Origin of the sequence: Paenibacillus sp. EKM212P (genome assembly GCF_011066115.1) — a bacterium.
GTDB lineage: Bacteria > Bacillota > Bacilli > Paenibacillales > Paenibacillaceae > Paenibacillus > Paenibacillus polymyxa_B.
In genome coordinates, this window is record NZ_JAAMNR010000001.1 from 949,071 (window position 1) to 969,931 (window position 20,861).

Below are 20,861 nucleotides of genomic sequence, written 5' to 3' on the forward strand. Positions count from 1 at the left end.
GTAGCATGATCTCCCCCAGCGGACATGTCATGGCAAGAAGTAAAGATAAGCACTGATCGCTCCCGGAATGACTGCCGTCATAAAAGGAAACCTGAGGTGCGCTTCATTTCCACTGGTCAGCGCTTTGCCGCTGCGAAATAGAAAAAATCCTCCTAAATTAAAAGCCACGCGCCGCAGTCTCATGATGCTTTCCCTCTTCCATAGCAAAATTCCTATGCCAATAATACCTGCAAAAAAAATCGAATATAAAGCTGACTGCCATGCAAAAGCGGCACCTGTCCATGCTCCAATCAAGCCGAACAGCTTTACATCTCCTGCACCAACAGCTCCCATCCAGTACAAAATCAGCATGAACCCAAATCCGGTACCTAGTCCAGCAACAGCAAATAAAAAACCGTGCCACCCTCCAAACAGAGTATTGAACACCAAGCCTACCACTATGCCGGGCAATGTAAGCTTATTAGGGATTTTCATGCTACGTAAATCCGTAACTAACGCAATCGCGAGCAGAACTCCGCATACAATATACATCCACGTCAATGCGATCTTCCCCCTTTATAAAATAGAACTAGCAGACTACCAAATCACTTTCCATCGTAGTTATCCGTCCGTCTATGTCGAGTCGATCCTATCTATCCATCAGCTGACTTTTCCACGGTAAACGGAACTTCTATACGTTGACCGTCCTCCGTTTCAATCACAAAGCTCCATTGACCGGGTGTTGTATTCGTTCCCACAAACCAGTTCCATTCAATAATCCCGTCCGCATTGGCAGAGGTCCAGCCCAAGTGCTGAGCTGTGCTCTCACCCGACTTATAAAGTACAGAAAGGTTAGCAGTCGTCCCAGGCTCAACCTTGGCCTTGATCAAATTGTACACACCTTTCACAGCAGGTTCAGGCTTGACGAGCAAATGTATGGAATGCTGCGCATCCTTATCTCCTGTCGCATTTCCTGTACCTGCTCCTTCCCCTGTGTCGCCAATCCAAAGACGTTCCTCTGCCGCCGCCTGAAGCACAATGCTGCGATACAGAAAGGGGACCTTCATCGGCAGTTCATACGACAGCTCTACTCTAAAATAAGGGTCCTTAGTTCCTGTAAGAGCAGGTACATGTACGCTCGTTATATGAATACGGTCATACTCGAGAATGCTTTCCTCCATAAAAGGCTTTAGCATCGGCTTCAGAACAGGGTCAAGTGCAGCTTCCGTAAATCGCCCCCGCAGCTCCTCCATCGGCTTTTGACCGCCCTGAACAGCGCTTTCTACCCAATCACCAATTGGAGGTGGCAACTGGGCAGCGAATTGGCTTGCATATTCACTCACAGATAACTTGGGCAATTCATCCAGTGGTTCACGGACTGCATCTATTTTCGCGGACGCCGCCTCCACGGCTAGAGAAACTGGGTAGATTTTAGTCGAAACCTGCTTAACCGCTTCTGAAGCGGTGGTCTGCAAGGCTGTGGATACCAGCGTCATCTGAACCATATAAATGAGAAAAATAATAAAAAACAGAAACATTGGCAACACGAGTGACGCTTCTAAAACAATACTTCCTTGTTCACGCCGCTCCTGCCCACAAACCTGCCGTAAATACTGATTAATAGGAAAAATGCGCTGTTTTCGTGACATAGTACACACTTCCCTTAATACTCTCGCCTTCTTTTGAGGCGGTCCCGAGCATCTTCATTACCCCAGGTAGAAACCACAGCCTCATCCCATTCTTGACCTCACCCGTTGCATACGTTTGCCGCTCAGCAGGATTGACATCTGTATTCAGGCGGATCAGAGCAAGCATACGGGACATTTTTCGTTCATTATTGCTATGGAGCATCAGGAACAATCGCAAATGATCTTTGTATGTCATTCGAAATTTTAGAAAATCAGACAATGGCACGTCCCCCTTTTGTGCCAGCATAATCATATCTTCTATCGCTTTTTCTACTCCATATAACAAAGCTGCCGCCAAAACGACCAGCGGATTACCTTTTGAGCTGTTTTTAACCAATCCCTCCATTGTTCGAATGGCGAGTCTCATAGCAAAAATTTCTCCATAGGCGGATGCCAGATTACCCGTCGGATTATGGAACCCATACAGGATGTACTCAACTTCCTGATTATTCACCTCCAGCTGATCTCCCAAAATCTGTGCAGCATTTCCCACATTTCCACCCGATCCGGCCAAACTGCCAAAACGGCTAAAATCCACATGATGGAAGTAAGAAAGCGCGTATTCATTCTGGTAAAACTCGTCTCCCAGTTGAGTCAGTAAATTGGATGCCGACCCGTATAGACCATCCATACTATCCATGGAAGCTCCCGCTGCATCATAGGTGTCATAGGACAAATCAGCGGATACAGATGGACTGGATGTAGACTGGTTAAACGAAATACTTTCATTGTAATACCGCTCCAAATTTCTGAATTGTTCTGCACTTTGTTTACCTTTGGAAAGAACCTCAATGATCCGATAGGCTTGTTTGAGCTTGTTTTTCGCCTCTTTTTCCATTTTCTTGCGTTCTTTGTCCGGTCCACGTCGCGTATCCATCATTTTGGCTTCACCGTCGAGTACATTCGCAGGTCCCGTCCAAGCATACGCACTCAAGTATTTATCTATCTCTTTGAGCGTTGAAGCGACTTCTTGCTTGAGCATGTCTGCATTCAAAAATGGATCTGTATAAAAAGATAATGTACGCATCATACTCGTTATTCTATTGTTAGCAGTATTTATAGAAGTCCGTTGCTTTTCAATTTCTGCTTCCCATTGCTCAAATTCCTTGTCTGGAATCAATAAATCCTCTGCTTTTTGCCGTGCGCTTCCTACCGACGGATCTGCGTTGGAGCCTGCTCCGCTTGGAGTAGGCGCTGCTGAAACCTCATCGTAGCCTGCATTGGCCGCCCTCTGCTTATATTGGGCAATGACTTTGCGCATCTCTTCATTAATCTGTTGGGCCTCATTTAACGGTTCCTTGGCTTCCAGAAGCAGCTTATCATGTTCTTCCCCAGCCTGAGCCATGATCTGACGCAGGCGATCAAGCGCTGCCCTCGCTCTACGTGCATATTTTTCCATCTGCATGATTTTAACGTCGTCCACACTCTTCTTATTGTCTTCATATACATGTACGTAATGCTTATATTGAGCGGCAATATCAGCTACAACCTCAAGCGGGTCCCATATATACTGATTGGGCATATAGGTGCCCTTCTGTTTAATAATCCGCTTACGAACCTCTTCCATATAAGCTCCTGCCTTACGCTGCTTCTCCAGCATGTCATCTAGTTTGGCCTCTCGTCTGTCGTACAGCTTTTGCAGCCGTTTCAGCAAATCTACCGTATGAGAAGCCTCTTTCATATTTTGAGAGAGCGGCTTTAGCTTTTCGAGCACTTCAAACGTAAAATCGACAGGTGCTTTATACTTCATCTCTTCACGGATCTGCTCGTTAAATATGGCATATTTACCAAGCTCCCTTTCCATTTGCAGGGAACTAGAATCCAGCTTCATATTCATAAGCGGTAGCGTTTCTGCGCGTGCCGTACGCCGCGCGCTGTCATTGAGTACTTTGACCATAATTTGTTCTCCGCCGCCTTCGCCATAAGCAAACAAACCGTACTCCTGTTGTAATGTCGGATCATAAGCAGACATCACTGAACGAACCGCCGCATGGGTCAGCCGTTCGGTCTGCACATGCAGTGCAGCAATTCTCGCGTAATCAATAAATACAGCAATAAAACCGAACATGACCGCCAAAATCAGAATTAAAAAGACCGTGACAGCACCTGATTCCCCGTCCTTTGTATTGTGTCCCTTACCAAACACCCGCTTCCTCCTTTCTAGTTACCCATTCCCATTACTTACTTCTCACTGACCGTTTTGACCATATTGCATCAATACTTTCCCTACAACTGCCGAATCTACCTTTTCACCTGATCCTCTGCCCATAAACTTCGCACCATAATAACGGACCAACTCCACCGTACGAATCCATTCTACAGGTTCGACCACGCCAGAACTCATTTCCCCTTGCAAATCTGTCTGATCTAAAAACTGATTCAGCAAAGGTACCTTCACTATCTTATTTAACTTTGTGGTTACCTTACGGTGAATCATACTGTTCTCATATGTCATCTGCCCCTGCATGCCCGCAGGCATATTATTTTCTGCATTGGACAGCTTTTGAGCAGGTAACGAGCCTCCCCCATTGCCGCCCGGCACCTGTACACTTTCCTGATTGTTGGCTCCGGTCCAGCCAAACAGGGCTCCCAGCATAACATCATCCTTCAAGCGCCAATAGAGAGAATCCCGTTGCCCTTGTGTAAATGCTCCCGTACGCGGGTCCTTGAAGCTGTTATCCCAACTGTAAGCGGCCCTTTCCGAAGCAGTAGCAGCGACCTGCACCAATATAGATTTTTGATATATGTACAGGCAAAAAAATAACATCACAAAAATGACCAGCAGTAGAATGGGAAAGACGAGGGAAGCTTCCAAGGAGAAGCTCCCGTCCTCTTTTTGTGCCAATTTGCGTAGCATTATGAATCCATAAAATCGTTACTTTTTTTATCCGCCTTTTTCAAAAGCCCTTCTACAATTTTCTTGATCTGATCCTTGAAAATAATTGCCACCGCAATCAGAATGGCAATGATCAGGATCATTTCTAACGTACCCAGACCATCCTCATCCTTGTACAATTTACGAATACTGCCTGTTACTAATGTCATCATCGTTGTATTCCTCCTACATATTCATCATCATTAAAGCCGGAGCGCCCACCAGCACAATTACCGTTAGCAGAATCAGCGCCATCGGGAATACTAGCTTAGATGAAGCCTGCTCCCCCCTTGTGCGGCTAATTGAAGTCCGCTTGCCCCATAACGTCTGGGATAACTCACGTAAAGCCATCACGAAATCGCTCCCGCCGCGCCTCATATTCAACAAAACTGTCGTCGTAAATACCGTCATTTCCTGAATACCACAACGTTTGCTCAGGTGCTCAAATGCCTGTTGAAAGGAAAAACCACTTTCCCATTCCGCCACCGTCTGCCTCAGTTCTCGATACAACGGATGTTCCGTATCCGCCCCTTTACGTTCCACGCAATGTAGCAATGCCCGTTGTACCGTCTCACCTGCACCTACTAAAAGCATCATTTTACTCAACAGTTCAGGCAGTTCCATTAAAATTTGCTGATCCCGCTTCTGTACTCTCCCATGCAAATCCTTGATCAACGCGATGGGTACCAGAATACCAAGTCCCAATCCGAGCACCAGCCCAGTCGCATCCCCGCCCAGCATAAGCGATATTAAAGCTCCACCAGCAGCCATCATATATCCGTAACCCAACATTTCTGCCAGAAAAAGCATCGTTTTTTCTCCGCTGTTGCGCATACCATACAGCTTCTGCACCGAACGCTGGAGCTTGAACATCAGCAAAGGCAGCCTGTGAGTAGCACGTGAAGCATGAATCATGTGTACAAATGGGACCGAAAGTCTTTGCAGCCGCAGTCCCTCCAGCTTCATATGGCGAAAATGCGCATACTTAGCACCATGCATCTGGTTCAGCACCACCCAACCTCCCACTTGCAGAACCAGCATGACCAGACAAACCAACATCACCACACCCATCTCTCCTTACACTTCAATCTTCATAATGTGGTTGATCCACACAAGACATCCACCAAGCACCAATAAACAAAAGGTTGATAAAATCATACCTGTACCGCTGTATAAGGGCATCATGTAATCACCCGCTGTCATCGTCATAAACAATACAAACAAAAAAGGCGCCGCAAACATAACCCTCGATTCAAAACGTTTTTGCGCAATCATTACACCGATCTCCTGCTGAATTTCCAACTTCTCACCAATGACATTTGAAGCTCGTCGTACGACTTCCACCAGATCACCTCCGGTTCGTTTGCAAGCCGCAAATACGTCCGCAAAATTCGTAATATCCTCCATCTGCGCCCGACGGGCCAAATCCTGCAAAGCAGACTCTACAGGCTGTCCGATTTCAAGACAGGCGGTAATGATATTAAATTCAAAAATCAGGTCGTGATCTCCATCTGGACTAAGCAATCTCAAATCCTCTACAGCCTCACGAAAACCATTCTCCACCGACCTGCCCGCTGAAAGAGAAGACGATAGTGAATATAAAGCCTGCTTGAATTGGATGCTTAGAGCAGACCTGCGTCGTTGCAGCAAAAATTGCCTAAAATAACGAGGCGTCACCACAGCCCCGGCAGCGCACAGCAATGATAATATCCATTGGTGATAAAATAGATAGCCGATCATCGCAAACAGCACGCCACTAAACAATATGCATAGACTTTTTTGTACTGACGATAATGTATACACCGTATAATCTGGCAGAGAAGGGACCTCACGTGATACTTGCTTGGCAGTCGTTTTTCCTAACTTCACGCTGATACTCCTCCCCTGTGCCAGCTTTCCGGATTGATCCCGGCCATTTGCAGCTTCAAAGTATGTTGCAGACCCTCGCCACAACGTTCCAGACCTCCTACGATTCGCCCCTTACTTTCTCCTCGTTCCTGAAAACGATAAAGGGGATTAAGCGTCACCTCACCATTTTCAAAACCAATCACTTCGCTAATTTCCAGCACTCGTCTGGATTTGTCGCGCATCCGTGACAGATGAACGAATATATCAATAGCTGAGCTGATCTGCTGCCGTACTACTCCAAGCGGAAGCTCTGCCCCTCCGAGCACCATCGTTTCCAGCCGGCTGACCATATCGCGGATATTATTCGCATGCCCAGTTGACAAACTTCCATCATGGCCAGTATTCATCGCTTGCAGCATATCCAGCGCCTCACTTCCCCGGACCTCACCCACCACAATGCGATTGGGCCGCATACGCAGGGAGGAGCGAATCAGATCACGAATTGTGATTTCTCCCTTTCCCTCGGTGTTCGCATTCCTTGTTTCCATGGAAACTAGATTAGGGACCGTCACAATTTGCAGCTCTGCTGAGTCTTCAATAGTAATAATCCGTTCAGACGACGGGATAAACTGGGATAATGCATTCAGAAAAGTTGTTTTACCAGAACCCGTTCCCCCGCTTATAAAAATGTTGTACTTGCTACGTACCAAGTCCTTGAGCATAGCAACGGTTTCTGCATCCAGCGCACCCATTCGTATCAAGTCATCCATCGTCATAGGACGCTCGGGAAACTTCCGTATTGTCATCGTCGGACCCTTGAGAGCAACTGGAGGCAGCACAATATTTACGCGTGACCCATCCTTTAACCGGGCATCCACAATGGGAGAAGCCTCATTCACAATTCGGTTCACCCCGGCTACAATCGTCTGGATTAAATCCTCCAGTCGCTCGCGGGACTCAAATTGATCGGGTACCTGCATCACCTCACCAGCCCGCTCCACAAAGATTTCCCGGTGACTGTTGATCATAATTTCCGTAACGGTCGGGTCGTCAATCAATGGCTGGAGTACATCTAGCCCACGGAAAGAGTTAAAAATCTTGCGGACAAGTGCGTGCTTCTCACGGGAAGTTAAGCCCGCCAGCTCTACATCGTGTAAAATTCGATTTTCAATATGCCGAACCAGATCGGCATCCTTTACCGAAGACGTTACGTCCAGCCCGTTTCGGATATCTGCTCGCAATGCCTTAAACCGTTCCTCATTCATGTTCATCAGCCCCTTTTAAGACCAGACGGCCGGCGGATGTGTTACACCGTCCACATTCAGCAGCTCGTGGCACAGATGACGAATTTCCCGCTGATAAATAGGTGAACTAAGCAGTAGCTCACGGTGCTGCATCTGCTTCCATGAAGGTATATAGGGTAACGCTCCGTTTAGCTCCATGAAGTCACGAGGTAACGAGTTGATCATAGTTCCCATATAGCGGTTCACCACAAAGCTGGTTTTGCATATCATATCTTCAAGCCCTTCAGGCTGCGTGGTTTCTAAAACATCCAGCCATAATCCGCACTTGTGCATGCTCATTAAATCGTCTGCCAGCAGCCAGATCAGCTTATGACTAGCTTCAAGCACAGCTTGAGCCCGGTCACCTTTTTCAGAATCGCCATCTACGATCACTACATCATACTGTCCGCTTTCGGCAACCGTTCGAATCAGTTCTTTCGCTTCATCACAAGTCATGTCCGTCAGTTCCTTACGATTATAGACAGGCTGAAAAGTATCCGCCTGAATTTCAGAGCGGCGAACACAATAGGCTGCCACGGATAATGGAATGCCCTCATTCCCCTCCGCCTTGAGATCATAGAGCAACCTGGATAGCCCCTCTCCTTCTGCTCTGCTAGCACTGCCTGAACCAGTGAACAACGAACTTGAATCCACCGTCTCCAGATTCAGATAGAATACCGAATATCCCTCATTCCCCAGCTGTTTGGACATATTGAGTGCGGCCGTTGTCTTGCCCAGTCCGCCGGAAGCTGCTACCATGCCGATAATCAGTCCACCTTCCCGGCTGTTTACACATTTCCGACCGTTCGACTTCTGTCTCGCCGTTTCCAAAATAAAACCGACCAGCTCAGATAAGGGCTGATATTTTAATAAAGGCTGTCCATATTCGCTCACTTGTTCTCCCTCATGCAATACCAAACAAGGAATATCAGCAGCTTCCCTATCTGTCCATAGATTCAAAAAAGCCGCTTCACCAACCACCACGTCCGGTCTTTTCATTCCGCTGGTTTCCATCATGTATTGATGAAATGCCTCCGGTTGCGAAAAAGCCGTTATTCTCAGCCTTCTGGCGTACTCGCTTCCGTGAACATAATTCAGCAGCGGCTCAATATAATCCCGGCCTTCTACAGCCAATACCACTTTCACTGGAACTATAACGCTCATCCCTTTCCCTAACACAACAACGCAAAAAAGCACCGTTCATCCATCCGTAAGTACATACGGTTGGTGAACGGTGCTTCCGTCACGTGCAATCTATTTACTGGTAGAATAGCATAGCGCTTATATTAGAGCAAGTATTTTTTGTGCAAGTATCTTCCAAAATCCTCGTACTAGGAGAAGGCGGGCAGTCTAGCCCCGCCTCCTACTATCTTCATCTTAGTAGAATTTGTGATGACGACGATGACAGTCATGATGGCGATGATGGCGATGATGGCGACGTTTCCGGCAATGACATTTCTTATCAAAATCTTCATGTTTCCAGTGATCACGTTTAAATTTAGGTTTAAACTTAATGACAGTCACCTTAATGATCTTCTTAAAGACACGTTTTTTTGGCTTTGGAAAATGACAATCATGCTTACGATGTTTATACATTCAAATTCGCCTCCATTTCTTTGAGATAGAATATACTATGGAAGCAGCGAACCATCGGTAACCAGCATATGACTATTTATGAATTTACTGGGCTAATTAATGATCTACCTCCAGCTTAATATCCGGATCATAATCCGCCACAATTAGAACATCCATATGACGTGCTTGACGGAGAATCCTTGGCACAACCGCAGACTTACCCCAACGGCTACTTCGGGAAGACTGCCCCACGATGAGCTGTGTACCTGAATATCCTTCCACCGGAGCAATCAAAATGTCGGCAATTTCGCGTCGGCTAGAAACAAGCCGTATCTCAAAGGTCCCCCCCAGTCGGTGGGTCAGCAACTTTAGTTGTTCCAGACGAGGGTTCAGTCTCTCAGGTATACGCTCACCGACATGAGCATAAGTCACAATCCACACAGCCTTCAGACGAAAGGCGATACGAAAACCACGGCGAATCAACCTTTCAGCATTTTCACTTAGCGTCACGCCTACGAAGATTACTTCCTCCCTGCGCCACGGTCCCCGAAGTGATTCATGTCGATCCCAGGATTCCAGCCGCTCATCTACGTCATCTGCCAATTCCCGCAAAGCAAGTTCACGCAGCGCAATCAGATTGCCCAGTTTAAAAAAGTGGCTAAGTGCCTGTTCCACCTTCGCAGGATCGTATATTTTGCCCTCACGCATGCGTTGCTGCAACGATTTAGGAGCCACATCCACAAGCTGTACTTCATCGGCCAGACGCATCATATGGTCGGGAACAGTCTCTCTCACTCGTATGCCAGTAATCTGTTCTACCGCATCATTCAGGCTCTCCAGATGCTGTACATTCATTGTGGATATCACAGAAATACCTTGTTCCAAAATGGTAAGCACATCCTCATAGCGCTTAGATCTCATACTTCCGGGCACGTTGGTATGTGCAAGCTCATCAATAAGCACCACCTCGGGATTACGCCTGAGAATGGCTTCGGTGTCCATCTCTTCCAAATGTGCGCCATGACGCTCAATGGACTGACGGGGAAGCATCTCCAGAGAGCCTACTTGTGCCAGTGTTTCTGCTCTTCCATGCGTTTCCAGCAGTCCGATAACTACATCGATCCCGCTCTCCAGCAGATCATTTCCCTCTCTCAGCATCGTGTATGTTTTGCCGACCCCCGGAGCAGCGCCAATATATACCTTGAGCTTGCCCCGCAGGATTTTGGCTGCCTCAGCCTGTGCTTCTTCAACGCTCAAACGATGATACGGATCATTATCTCCCTCCTCCTGTCTCATTGTTGGCAAGATCCGCTCACCCTCCTGCTCGGCCCGGTCCGCAATCAGCAGCAGATCCATATTTTTCATTCGTTTTAAAATCCCGTTCACCAGCGATCCTTTCATCAACTCCTGCCACGGAGTCTGCCGAGAATGCCCCATAACAATTCGGGTAACATTGTGCGTCACCGCATAATGAATCAGTTGACGAGGCAACCTTCTGCGAGAAAAAAGCGGAATTTCTTCAAATGTCGATCCGATCTTGTCAGCCAACTGCTCAATCGAACGCTTGAAGGCTGCTGATTCCTTGGACAGCCTGCGCTTCGAGCTGACAAAGGAGACCACTAGCATATCTCCACCCAACCGCTTGGCGACCTGTTCTCCCCTACGTACATAAATAGACCCATTCCAATGATATTGAACAGGTACCAAAATACGCTCTGCCGCTCCTGACGCCCCGTGCAAGCCTAACTCCTCTCGGTGCCGTTCCAGCGAATCGTTCACATCCTCTGCTACCAATCGCAGGGCTAGCTCACGCAATTTACCCAGATTTCCCCGGTGAAACATCTCAGGATTGGGCGTATGCATGTAGCCTTTCGCCAGCCGTTCCAAAATCATCTCCGGGGTGGCATCAATCAGACGAATTTCATCCGCCAGTTCCAGTGTATCAACTGGAACCGTATATTCCGCTTCAAAGCCTGTTAGCTGATATACCCACTCCGTAATTCCTTCGAGTTCATATACATTGACCGTCGTAATGACGCTAATTCCCTGCTCCAGCAAATACCGAATATCCTCCAGCCGTGTTGGAAATGGGGCGTCTTTCCGGTTATGATGTGCCAAATGGTCCACCAGTACCACCTCGGGATTTCGTGCCACCAAAGCTTCCACATTCAGATCCTTTTGCTCCTCACCATCTTTTATCCAATGAATACTAGGCACGCGCTCCAGCGTGCCGACCTGTTCCACAGTCACAGGCCGCTGCATGGTTGAGACCGCGCAAATTACAACATCAATACCTTCATGCTGCAACGATTGTCCCTCCTGCAACATATGATACGTCTTGCCCGAGCCACTGACCGCACCCATGTATATTTTGAGTCTGCCTCGATGCAGTTTGTTAATCGAATCCAGTATTTCCTCTGGTGATTTACGTTTGAAGCTCTCCACTTTCGTTCCTCCCCCAGCGTAACCGCTCATTCCGTTCATTCTTATATGGTTGTAATGAATGTACTCCCGTGTCCCAATCAATTCAAGATGATCAATCAAGCTTGCTCCAAAAAAAGCCGCGCAGGGCAGTATAAGCGCAAAAAAACGTGCATTCAGGTCTCTTATACCTGAATACACGCTATTTTGGGTAACTCATATGGGATCACTTCCTACAATCACTTGCTATCTTCGCCAACTTCGCCAACGATCCCCCGTTGTTGAAATAACTTTTGCCATACCACACCGTGAGACGGAGAAAAGAGAAAAGCCAAAAGCAGCAACACACCCGATACACACAGCATACATGCTGCAATAGAAGCATCCAATACACTTGCTGTGTAAAAGCCTACGACCGAACTGATGGCCCCAAATCCGACGCTGTATACAATCATACGAGACAACTTCTCCGTCAGCAGATAAGCGGTAAGCGGCGGCACAACGAGCATGCCAACCACCAGAATTGCGCCCACGCTCTCAAATGATGCCACCGTCGTTAGCGAGACAAGGCTCATCAGCAGATAATGAAAAAAAACAACTGGAATGCCTAATGAAGCTGCCAGGGCGGGGTCGAAGGAAGTGATTTTAAATTGCTTGAAAAAGCCCCCTATCACGAGCAAATTGATCAAAAACATCGCGCCCGTAATCCACACAGCCCTCGGACCGACATCGAAGCCGGCAATCTCGAACGTATTCCATGGCACATAAGCAATTTCCCCATACAAAACGTGATCCATATCCAGATGGGCATTGGAAGCAAACACACTGATCAGCAAAACACCGATAGCAAACAATGTCGTAAACACCACGCCAATGGCAGCATCACTTTGCAGACCGCTTTGTTGGAATAGCTGAATTAGGTACACCGTTAGAAGACCCAGCACAGCTGCACCAAACATCATCCACACCGAATCCCTCGATCCGCTGATGAGAAAGGCAATGACAATCCCCGGCAATACCGCATGACTGATTGCATCACCGATCATAGCCATTTTTCGAAGCACGAGAAAGCACCCAACGATACTACATCCCCCTGCCACTAACATTCCCGTCAAAATTACATAAAATGAACTCATAGGGCACGCTCCTCCCTTGGCTGTGTTCCGACTGTCTGCTCCAGATTTTTTCTGGCGTTCAACCGAACGATAGCCTTGGAGATCATCCCGCGCTGCGGCGCAAAAATCAAGCTCACTCCAAACACCACAGTCGCACACAAAACGCATAACGGTCCTGTAGGCAGATTTTGCCCCAGAGAGCTAATGAGCGTCCCACCAAGGCCTGCTATAGCACCAAACAAGCCTGATAGGCACACCATGACACCCAGCTTCTCTGTCCAGTATCTTGCCGACACGGCCGGGGTAATCAGCAGGGCAGCCATCATAATGACTCCCACGGCCTGAATGCCAGCAACCACCGCAATGACAATCAATAGCATCAACAACTTATCCAGCAACCCTGCCGGATAACCAAGTCCGCGGGCAAAGCCGGGATCAAAGCTGAGCAACTTAAATTCCTTGAAAAATAATATACATATTCCGATGAGTAGCACCGAAATTACCGCCATCGTATAGACATCAGACAATACCATTGCCGCAGCTTGACCAAATAGAAATTTATCCAATCCGCTTTGGTTTCCAGCGCCACTATGCTGAATTTCGGTCAACAACATAATGCCGAAGCCAAAAAATACCGACAGCACCGCTGCAATCGCGGAATCGCTTTTAATTCGTGAATACCGGGTTAATGCACTGATGGCAAAGGTCGCAACAATCCCTGCAATGGCGGCCCCAATCATAAATCCAAACACGGATTTTGTACCTGTGATCATAAAAGCCACACATACCCCCGGCAAAGCCGCATGTGCCAAAGCATCTCCCATGAGCGACTGCTTGCGCAAATACATAAAACTGCCAATCACTCCGCTGCTTAAACCGAGCAAAATACAGCCCAGCAAAATCCACTGCATATTCGGGTCGGTCAAAAGCGTTGCCAAGCTTGTCATACTGCTCACCTCACTCCGAGTATCGTGCCGGAATCCGGGCTTGTTTTGAGTATACTCAGACGCCCACCATACGTACGCTGCAGATTTTCCTCAGTAAAAATATCTATCGTCTCTCCAAACGCCATAAGATGCCCGTTCAACAGCATAACCTGATCAAAATAATCCGTGACTGTAGATAAATCATGATGAACGACAAGTACGGTTTTACCCTGCTGTTTCAGATCGTTGAGCAGCGAAATAATGGCTTTTTCTGTTGCAGCATCCACACCGACAAACGGTTCATCCATAAAATAAAGCTGAGCATCCTGCGCGAGTGCTCTGGCTAAAAAAACACGTTGTTGCTGACCGCCAGACAATTGACTAATCTGCCTGTCTGCATATTTACTCATTCCAACCTTGTCCAAACTCTCCATCGCAGCCTGACGATCTGCTGCACCCGGACGCTTAAACCAGCCCAATCTGCCATACCGTCCCATCATAACCACATCCAATGCGTTCGTCGGAAAATCCCAATCCACCGACTCCCGCTGTGGTACATAGCCAACCTTGAGCAGCTGTTGCTTATAGGGCTTGCCGTAGACCAGCACCTCGCCCCTAAGCTTTGGAATCAGTCCAAGCGCTGCCTTGATCAACGTAGATTTCCCAGCCCCATTCGGGCCGATAATACCAATCAGCTTGCCTTCCGGCACCTCAAAGGAAACATCGAACAAAACGGGCTTTTTTTGATAAGCTACCGATAAATCACGAACGACAAGTGGTGAATGCCCCATGTATCTTTGCCTCCTTATTTAAGAGCTTTAACAATCGTATTGACGTTATGCTTGACCATCCCAATATATGTTCCATCTTCTGTGCCCTCTTCACCCATGGCATCCGAATACAGCTCGCCACCAACCCTAATTGTATGGCCTTGCTGAGCGGCCCCCTGAATAACCGCATCTATGGCCTTTCTCGGAACACTAGATTCTACGAATATAGCCTTGATTTTATGCTCCACCAAATAATCTCGCAGCTTGGTCACATCTTGAGAACCCGCTTCTGACTCTGTGCTCATACCTTGAAGTCCTCTCACTTGAATGTGGTAGGCATCTCCGAAATAGCCGAAAGCATCATGTGCTGTGACAAGCACGCGCTGGGCTTCCGGTATACTGGCAATCTGCTCTCTCGTGTAATCATCCAGCTCTCGCAGCTCAGTAAGATAGGCTTCTGCGTTGGCCTTATATTCCTCCGCATGAACAGCGTCTAGCGCCGATAATTCATCTCTGACGGTTTTTACCGCAGACATCCAATTCTGTACGTTAAACCAGATATGCGGATCATGCTCAGATCCCATTTCCGGACTACCTGCACGCAACTGATCCTGTGCGATGTTTTTGGACACGGGTATGACGGGTTTTTGCTTGCTGATTTTCTCCAGAATGTCCTGCATTTTACCTTCCAGATGCAACCCGTTATAAAAAATAACATCGGCCTGATCCAGCTTGCGCATATCTCCCTGAGAAGCCTTGTACAAATGCGGGTCAACGCCTGACTTCATAATTCCCGTGACCTCCACATGATTACCGCCGACCTTGCCGACAATGTCAGAGATCATACCAATGGTAGCCGTAGCCTTTATTTTTTGTCCCGCCTCTCTTGCAGTTCCCTCTTCCTTCTTCTTAGCATCGGTACATGCAGTCGCTAGAACTAGAGCTAGAGACAATACTCCAACCGTCGCTACCCATCGCGGCAAAGCCTTCTTAAACTGCTTGTTCATGTTGTAAAATCCTCCTTTGAATATTCGTTTTGGGACAAACTATTTCCTTGGTTCAATTATTTTTTATCAATACTATATTTTAGAGTATACACTAAAGTTTTTACCTAGGGAAACATTTTTATAAAATATAATTCTTATGTATTTCGTTATACCGTTCGATTTTCGTTCTCCCAATGTGTAATATATAGAAGATATCCAATAGTAAAATTAAAGAACGTATTTAAAGAAGGGGCAGGTCATGAAGCAAACTGGATACAGTCCTTATCGGAACCAACGTCAGCAAAATCTAATACGAAAAATACTGTTCATTTTTATGCTAATGTGTTGTCTGCTTACCCTTACTTCCTGTGCTCGAGGTGACATCCATGTAGATGTTCATCTCGATCAAAGTGTAGATATGGATGCAACGTTAAGTGTAAACAACCAGACACTGATGATGTTGGACAATCCCGGGCTGCTAGATCGATTAGTCAAGCGTATTCAAAGCAACAATGTAGATGTACAGCCGCTAGCTGAACAGGGAAGAAAGGGATATCAAATCAAGGGGCATTATCAAGGAGATTGGAGCACAAACAAAAAAAATCCCAGTCAGGAATTAAATCTACCTGAGGGATTAGAAATAAAGCGCGCTGTGAGCCAACATTTTTTCACAACGAATATTGATCTTACCATGAAGCTCGATCTACCACGGATGCTTCCTGAAGAAGCTCAAGGACTGAGTGATAAATTTGAGCAAATGAATGTGTTTGCGCGCAAATTACTGGAGCGGCAGCTGGATCTTAACTTCAGCCTATCCTTACCCATCCAACCTGCTACCCATAATGCGGACCGTGTGTCGGAAGACGGAAAAACACTGTATTGGGACATTGCTCCTTTGGAATCTAACGAGCTAAAATTGTCTGTTAACGTACCCAATGTACGACATATCGTGTATGTAGCTGTTACGAGCCTGATACTGATCGTGATCGCTGTGATCTTACTAATTCGTAGACATCGCTCCAAAAAAGAAACTTAAAAAAGCAACTAAAAAAATCGTTGTCTAATTTCTGGTGGGGGGATCTGACATTGATCCTCTTCATCCTTGCCAAACCAACGATATCGGTTACGCGCCACCCAGTTATAGACTGCATTGCGCACAAAGCGGGGAACCAGGATGAACATATAGGCCAGTGGATATGGAAAACGAAGACGTTTGGCAATTCGCAAAGCTGCGGTTGACCTTGTATAATACGTACCGTCTTCAATCAGCACGAACGTATCCAGTTGATCTGTAGATAGTCCTCCTGCACGTAAAAGTTCTTGTCCTGCCTCGGATTGCAGGGAACCAAAATGAAATGTTCCCTTAGGGTCACGCTTGATAATAAAGCGGGCCGCTCCCTGACAAAAGTGGCATACCCCATCCACCAACACAATGGAATGATCTGAACGAGCATGATCAGACTGATTCATAAATGCATTTCACCTCCAAGGAAATCAGCGGCATGAATACCAGCAACGCAACCATATGAATATAAACAAAAAAACGCCGAAAGTATCCGACGCTTGTTTAGAAATGTATAGTCTTTACCTGTTCGAAAACTAGCTCAATGCTTTCTCAAACAGCTGTTTTGTATTAATTTGCTCTAAAAACTCCTCATGAAACTTATCCATACACTTGCAGATAAAATCCTTATGGCATACCGGGCAAGGCGTCGTTAGCAGTCGACTAATATTCGTCAAGGTCCACTCCGGATTACGTTGAGAAAAAACGCGGCACTCCGTTCCATCGGCCAAACTCATTTTAAACTCATAAAGCCCTTCTTTTTCGTTGCTGCCAGCCAGCGTGAAATTAACAATATTCGGTCTGTAAGACATCATATCACCCGTATTTTTCAAATTTGTTTCGTACCTGATGACCAGAATCACCTAAGCCATCTTAATGAATTTTGGCGATGATGTCAAATGGTCGCAACTCTCAGCGAATCAAGATCTATGTGCAAAAGCCACCGATAAATCGGCGGCCAGAGTGTAAAAGTTATAGAAATGCAGTCAAATGATATTAAGCTCGACATCAATGTTACCGCGTGTTGCTTTGGAATACGGACAAAAATCATGCGCTTGGCGTGCCAGATCTTCGGCCTGGGCGCGTTCAATACCGGGTATTTTCACATCCAGACGTACCGCCAGCTGGAAGCCGCCATCGCTTGGGTCCTTGCCGATAGATACATGGCTGGTGACCTCAACATTGTCCACCTTCACCTTAGCCTTTCGGGCCACATTAGCCAATGCGCTCTCATAGCAGGCACCATAGCCTGCTGCAAACAATTGCTCCGGATTCGTAGCTTCTCCACCTGCGCCACCCAGTTCCTTCGGTGTGCTGAGCTTATGCTTCAAAACCCCATCGGATGAAGCGACTGAACCGTCTCTTCCACCATGTACCGTTGCCGATGCTGTGTATAATGCTTCCATGATTTCATCTCTCCTTCTCTATATTATTTGCATTCCGTAGGAATCTATCGTCATGTTAATACATGATTTCCTTCTCGTATGTACTTTAAACGAACTACACAAAATGAATCATTTGAAGTATGTTTGTTAACCAGTATATTTACCGTTTAGTTCAACCTCACCTTGTTTACACTATATGTTATAAGCCCCTAACTTGAGGAGCCGTCAACATGTGTCTTGAAGGCTTACTCGCATCATTTTATTGTATCTGCTCAGACTTCCATGTCTGACACCCCTGTCGCACGCGAGCTCGTACGCTACTTGTTGGTGGGGGGTGGAGTCCATGTGATGGCCTATGCCAAAGCGTTGGAAAAGCTTACAGGCGTAGAAATGACCAAAATGCTTCCGATTCCGAACTTGGAGAATGAAGCCTTTTCTGAAACGCGTAAATTCGAAGAAAAAGGATTGCACCGGACTGTTTATCATTTCAGTCCGAATAACTACAAGGAAATTGATAAAATATGGAGCAGCGTTCACCCGGAAGATGGACAACAATTTAAAAAAATCCAAAACGACCAAGCTGCTCCCCTCAGAGCGATATAGCTTGGTTTTTTCTAGTGTTCAGCTTTATACGATGCCCATATTGCTTCAAAAATACGATTAACTTGCTTGACCACACAAAAGTTGCACTAGACAAAAACTATTGTAAGTGTACAATAGGGATAACACAATCGTTATGTCACTAATAATATATTTCAACATCAATAAAGAAGGTGAAGCGTATGAAAAATACAAAGGGTAACTTCGCGGAAATCGCTTCACTGTCGGAAGTGAATCGTTCCTTGAGCGTCCCGAAAGACGGAACCTGGTTTCGGAAGTTTCTTGCCTTTGCTGGACCCGGCTATATGGTCGCAGTCGGCTATATGGACCCCGGCAACTGGGCCACAGACATCGCTGGCGGATCGAAATTCGGCTACACGTTGCTTAGTGTCATTCTAATCTCCAACTTGATGGCCATCCTGCTTCAAGCCTTATCTGGCAAGCTCGGCATTGCCACAGGTAAAGACTTGGCTCAAATGTGCCGTGATGCTTACAGTCGTCCTGTCGCCATCGGCTTATGGCTCTTGTGCGAAATTGCTATTGCAGCCATGGATTTGGCCGAGGTCATCGGTTCAGCCATTGCGCTGAAGTTGCTGTTTGGTCTACCGTTACTATATGGAGTCATCATTACCGCATTTGACGTCATGCTTATTTTACTGCTGCAAAACAAAGGTTTTCGGGCATTGGAAACACTTGTCATTGTGCTGATGGCGACGATTGCCGGCTGTTTTGGGATTAATCTCATTTTGGCACAACCGGAATGGGGCGGCGTATTGGGCGGCTTTGTACCAGACTCGCAAATTTTGACGAATCCAAGCATGCTGTATATTGCCATCGGTATTATGGGCGCTACTGTAATGCCGCATAACCTGTATCTGCATTCTTCTATTGTACAAACTCGCAAATTTGAGCAGACTTCAGCAGGTAAACGGGAAGCTATTACATTTGCAACTTGGGATTCCAGTATAGCGCTGATGTTCGCATTATTTATTAATGCCGCCATCTTGATCGTGGCAGCTGCTGTATTCCATACGGCAGGAAGAACAGATGTAGCCGAAATTAGTGATGCCTATTATCTGCTTTCGCCACTACTGGGAACCACGCTGGCGAGCATACTATTTGGGGTGGCGTTACTCGCCTCAGGTCAAAATTCAACCGTTACAGGAACTTTAGCTGGACAAATCGTGATGGAGGGCTTTTTGAATCTTCGTCTTTCACCTTGGTTGCGTCGTCTGGTGACCCGCCTCATCGCGATCATTCCAGCGGTTATCGTCACTGCTATCGCAGGTGAAAAAGGTGCGGAGGAACTACTTGTGCTGAGCCAGGTCATCCTGTCCATCCAGCTTCCCTTTGCCATCATTCCATTACTTCTCTTTACCAGCGACAAAAAGATTATGGGTGAATTCGCAAATAAAATGTGGCAAAAAGTATTAACCTGGATCGTGACCGCTGTCATTATCATCTTGAATGTAGTGCTCATCATTCAAACGATTTCAGGATAATCGGTAGCCAAATATGAATATATTAAAAAGGTATCTCACTAGCCCCAATGGCAACGAGATACCTTTTTTTGTTCATCCTATTTTATTTGTCCTGTATACATAAAGAATACTCAACGCTTGGCAGGCTCTACCTGCATTTGCGCCTCAAGCGCGAGATTCAGCTTGAGCACGTTCACACGCGGCTCGCCGAATACCCCGGCGCTGCGGCCTTCTGTCTGCTCCTGCACCAGTGCTCTCAGTTGATCCTGCGGGATACCCGTCAAGCCGCTAATGCGCGGAATTTGCACCCGTGCCGCCTGTGGCGAGATGTGCGGGTCCAGACCGGAGCCGGAGTTCGTAATCAGGTCCACCGGAACCTGACTGACGGGTACATCCGGGTTATGCTTCTGCCAATCCGCAATAGAGTCCTTGACTCGCTGTATCAAGGCTGGATTCGATGGCGCGTAGTTGCTTGAGCCTGAACCAGCCCCATTGTAATCAACGCTCGATACCCGACCTTGAAAAAACGCCGAATCGGCAAAGGACTGCCCAATCAGTTCGGAGCCGACCACCCGCCCCTCCGCGTCACGAAGCATACTGCCGTTTGCTTGCTGTGGAAACAGAACCTGTGCTACTCCTGTACTGACTAGCGGATATGCCAAACCGCACAAGAGAATCATCAGCACTGAAGTTCGCAAAGCCACTCCAATAACTGCACTTCCTCGCATCTCTTGTCTCTCCGGTTGTCCTTTTGACACTGTCCCGGTCCCTGTACGTTTGTTATGACCTTGCCCGCCAGATTCGGCTTTTTCGTGCGCAGCAAATCTGCGTCCAGACATCATCCGATAAAAACCACTCATGTCGTT

At 46.9% G+C, this 20,861-nt stretch carries 21 protein-coding genes and 1 pseudogene; 3 read left to right on the forward strand and 19 right to left on the reverse strand.

The genetic code is table 11. The annotated features are described in order from the left end of the window. Positions 1–27 precede the first annotated feature (27 nt). The 15 genes from G9G54_RS04470 to G9G54_RS04535 form a co-directional block, all read right to left on the reverse strand. Entirely contained in the window at positions 28–540 is a 513-nt protein-coding gene (locus tag G9G54_RS04470; protein WP_165176288.1) for an A24 family peptidase, read from the reverse strand. 92 nt (positions 541–632) lie between these two features. Next, positions 633–1,628, reverse strand: coding sequence for a TadE/TadG family type IV pilus assembly protein (locus G9G54_RS04475; protein WP_165176290.1), 996 nt, complete (start codon positions 1,626–1,628; stop codon positions 633–635). Next, positions 1,597–3,813: a DUF5702 domain-containing protein gene (locus G9G54_RS04480; RefSeq protein ID WP_165176292.1), complete on the reverse strand. Its 2,217-nt coding sequence runs from the start codon at positions 3,811–3,813 to the stop codon at positions 1,597–1,599. The genes G9G54_RS04475 and G9G54_RS04480 overlap by 32 nt, the downstream gene beginning before the upstream one ends. Before the next feature lie 42 nt (positions 3,814–3,855). Continuing rightward, the gene (locus G9G54_RS04485) at positions 3,856–4,524 is read right to left on the reverse strand and encodes a TadE family protein (RefSeq protein WP_165176294.1); all 669 of its coding nucleotides are present in this window, start codon (positions 4,522–4,524) and stop codon (positions 3,856–3,858) included. Further along, positions 4,524–4,715 (reverse strand): Flp1 family type IVb pilin, encoded by a 192-nt coding sequence (locus tag G9G54_RS04490; RefSeq protein WP_013309278.1) that lies wholly within the window; start codon positions 4,713–4,715, stop codon positions 4,524–4,526. Before G9G54_RS04490 ends, G9G54_RS04485 begins: the two co-directional genes overlap by 1 nt. A gap of 13 nt (positions 4,716–4,728) precedes the next feature. Beyond that, complete coding sequence (locus tag G9G54_RS04495) at positions 4,729–5,613, reverse strand: type II secretion system F family protein (RefSeq protein ID WP_165176296.1); 885 nt, start codon at positions 5,611–5,613, stop codon at positions 4,729–4,731. A 6-nt stretch (positions 5,614–5,619) separates the two neighbouring features. Further along, a complete protein-coding gene (locus G9G54_RS04500) occupies positions 5,620–6,411 on the reverse strand; it encodes a type II secretion system F family protein (protein WP_165176298.1) in 792 nt (263 codons plus the stop codon). Further along, positions 6,408–7,655, reverse strand: a complete 1,248-nt coding sequence (locus tag G9G54_RS04505; protein ID WP_165176300.1) for a CpaF family protein — start codon at positions 7,653–7,655, stop codon at positions 6,408–6,410. The genes G9G54_RS04500 and G9G54_RS04505 overlap by 4 nt, the downstream gene beginning before the upstream one ends. A 15-nt stretch (positions 7,656–7,670) precedes the next feature. Next, complete coding sequence (locus G9G54_RS04510; RefSeq protein WP_165176302.1) at positions 7,671–8,837, reverse strand: ParA family protein; 1,167 nt, start codon at positions 8,835–8,837, stop codon at positions 7,671–7,673. Between the two features lie 167 nt (positions 8,838–9,004). Continuing rightward, complete coding sequence (locus G9G54_RS25385; protein ID WP_238807719.1) at positions 9,005–9,148, reverse strand: hypothetical protein; 144 nt, start codon at positions 9,146–9,148, stop codon at positions 9,005–9,007. Positions 9,149–9,365: 217 nt separating this feature from the next. Beyond that, entirely contained in the window at positions 9,366–11,693 is a 2,328-nt protein-coding gene (locus G9G54_RS04515; RefSeq protein ID WP_165176741.1) for a histidine kinase, read from the reverse strand. A gap of 215 nt (positions 11,694–11,908) precedes the next feature. Continuing rightward, positions 11,909–12,805 carry a metal ABC transporter permease gene (locus tag G9G54_RS04520; RefSeq protein ID WP_165176304.1) on the reverse strand — a complete coding sequence of 299 codons (897 nt, stop codon included), beginning with the start codon at positions 12,803–12,805 and terminating at the stop codon, positions 11,909–11,911. After that, positions 12,802–13,731, reverse strand: coding sequence for a metal ABC transporter permease (locus tag G9G54_RS04525; protein WP_165176306.1), 930 nt, complete (start codon positions 13,729–13,731; stop codon positions 12,802–12,804). Before G9G54_RS04525 ends, G9G54_RS04520 begins: the two co-directional genes overlap by 4 nt. 5 nt (positions 13,732–13,736) lie before the next feature. Then, positions 13,737–14,501, reverse strand: a complete 765-nt coding sequence (locus tag G9G54_RS04530; protein WP_165176308.1) for a metal ABC transporter ATP-binding protein — start codon at positions 14,499–14,501, stop codon at positions 13,737–13,739. Positions 14,502–14,515: 14 nt separating this feature from the next. Beyond that, positions 14,516–15,487 carry a metal ABC transporter solute-binding protein, Zn/Mn family gene (locus G9G54_RS04535; RefSeq protein WP_165176310.1) on the reverse strand — a complete coding sequence of 324 codons (972 nt, stop codon included), beginning with the start codon at positions 15,485–15,487 and terminating at the stop codon, positions 14,516–14,518. Positions 15,488–15,725: 238 nt separating this feature from the next. Here G9G54_RS04535 and G9G54_RS04540 point away from each other — a divergent pair, with 238 nt between their 5' ends. Continuing rightward, complete coding sequence (locus G9G54_RS04540) at positions 15,726–16,502, forward strand: DUF3153 domain-containing protein (RefSeq protein WP_165176312.1); 777 nt, start codon at positions 15,726–15,728, stop codon at positions 16,500–16,502. Between the two features lie 8 nt (positions 16,503–16,510). Here G9G54_RS04540 and G9G54_RS04545 read toward each other — a convergent pair whose 3' ends face one another. The 3 genes from G9G54_RS04545 to G9G54_RS04555 form a co-directional block, all read right to left on the reverse strand. Beyond that, positions 16,511–16,936 (reverse strand): thiol-disulfide oxidoreductase DCC family protein, encoded by a 426-nt coding sequence (locus tag G9G54_RS04545; protein WP_165176314.1) that lies wholly within the window; start codon positions 16,934–16,936, stop codon positions 16,511–16,513. 129 nt (positions 16,937–17,065) lie between these two features. Continuing rightward, on the reverse strand, positions 17,066–17,392 hold the full coding sequence (locus G9G54_RS04550; RefSeq protein WP_025722703.1) for a hypothetical protein: 327 nt from the start codon (positions 17,390–17,392) through the stop codon (positions 17,066–17,068). Between the two features lie 123 nt (positions 17,393–17,515). After that, positions 17,516–17,935 carry an organic hydroperoxide resistance protein gene (locus G9G54_RS04555; protein ID WP_165176316.1) on the reverse strand — a complete coding sequence of 140 codons (420 nt, stop codon included), beginning with the start codon at positions 17,933–17,935 and terminating at the stop codon, positions 17,516–17,518. A gap of 261 nt (positions 17,936–18,196) precedes the next feature. Between G9G54_RS04555 and G9G54_RS04560 the strand changes: the two are divergent. Continuing rightward, a pseudogene (locus tag G9G54_RS04560) lies at positions 18,197–18,481 on the forward strand (manganese catalase family protein); the annotation flags it as partial. A 215-nt stretch (positions 18,482–18,696) separates the two neighbouring features. Next, entirely contained in the window at positions 18,697–20,016 is a 1,320-nt protein-coding gene (locus G9G54_RS04565) for an Nramp family divalent metal transporter (protein ID WP_061829572.1), read from the forward strand. A gap of 110 nt (positions 20,017–20,126) precedes the next feature. On the opposite strand, the gene kdpC is transcribed toward G9G54_RS04565, so the two are convergent. Next, positions 20,127–20,855: a potassium-transporting ATPase subunit KdpC gene (gene kdpC / locus G9G54_RS04570; protein WP_165176318.1), complete on the reverse strand. Its 729-nt coding sequence runs from the start codon at positions 20,853–20,855 to the stop codon at positions 20,127–20,129. Positions 20,856–20,861: the final 6 nt, after the last annotated feature.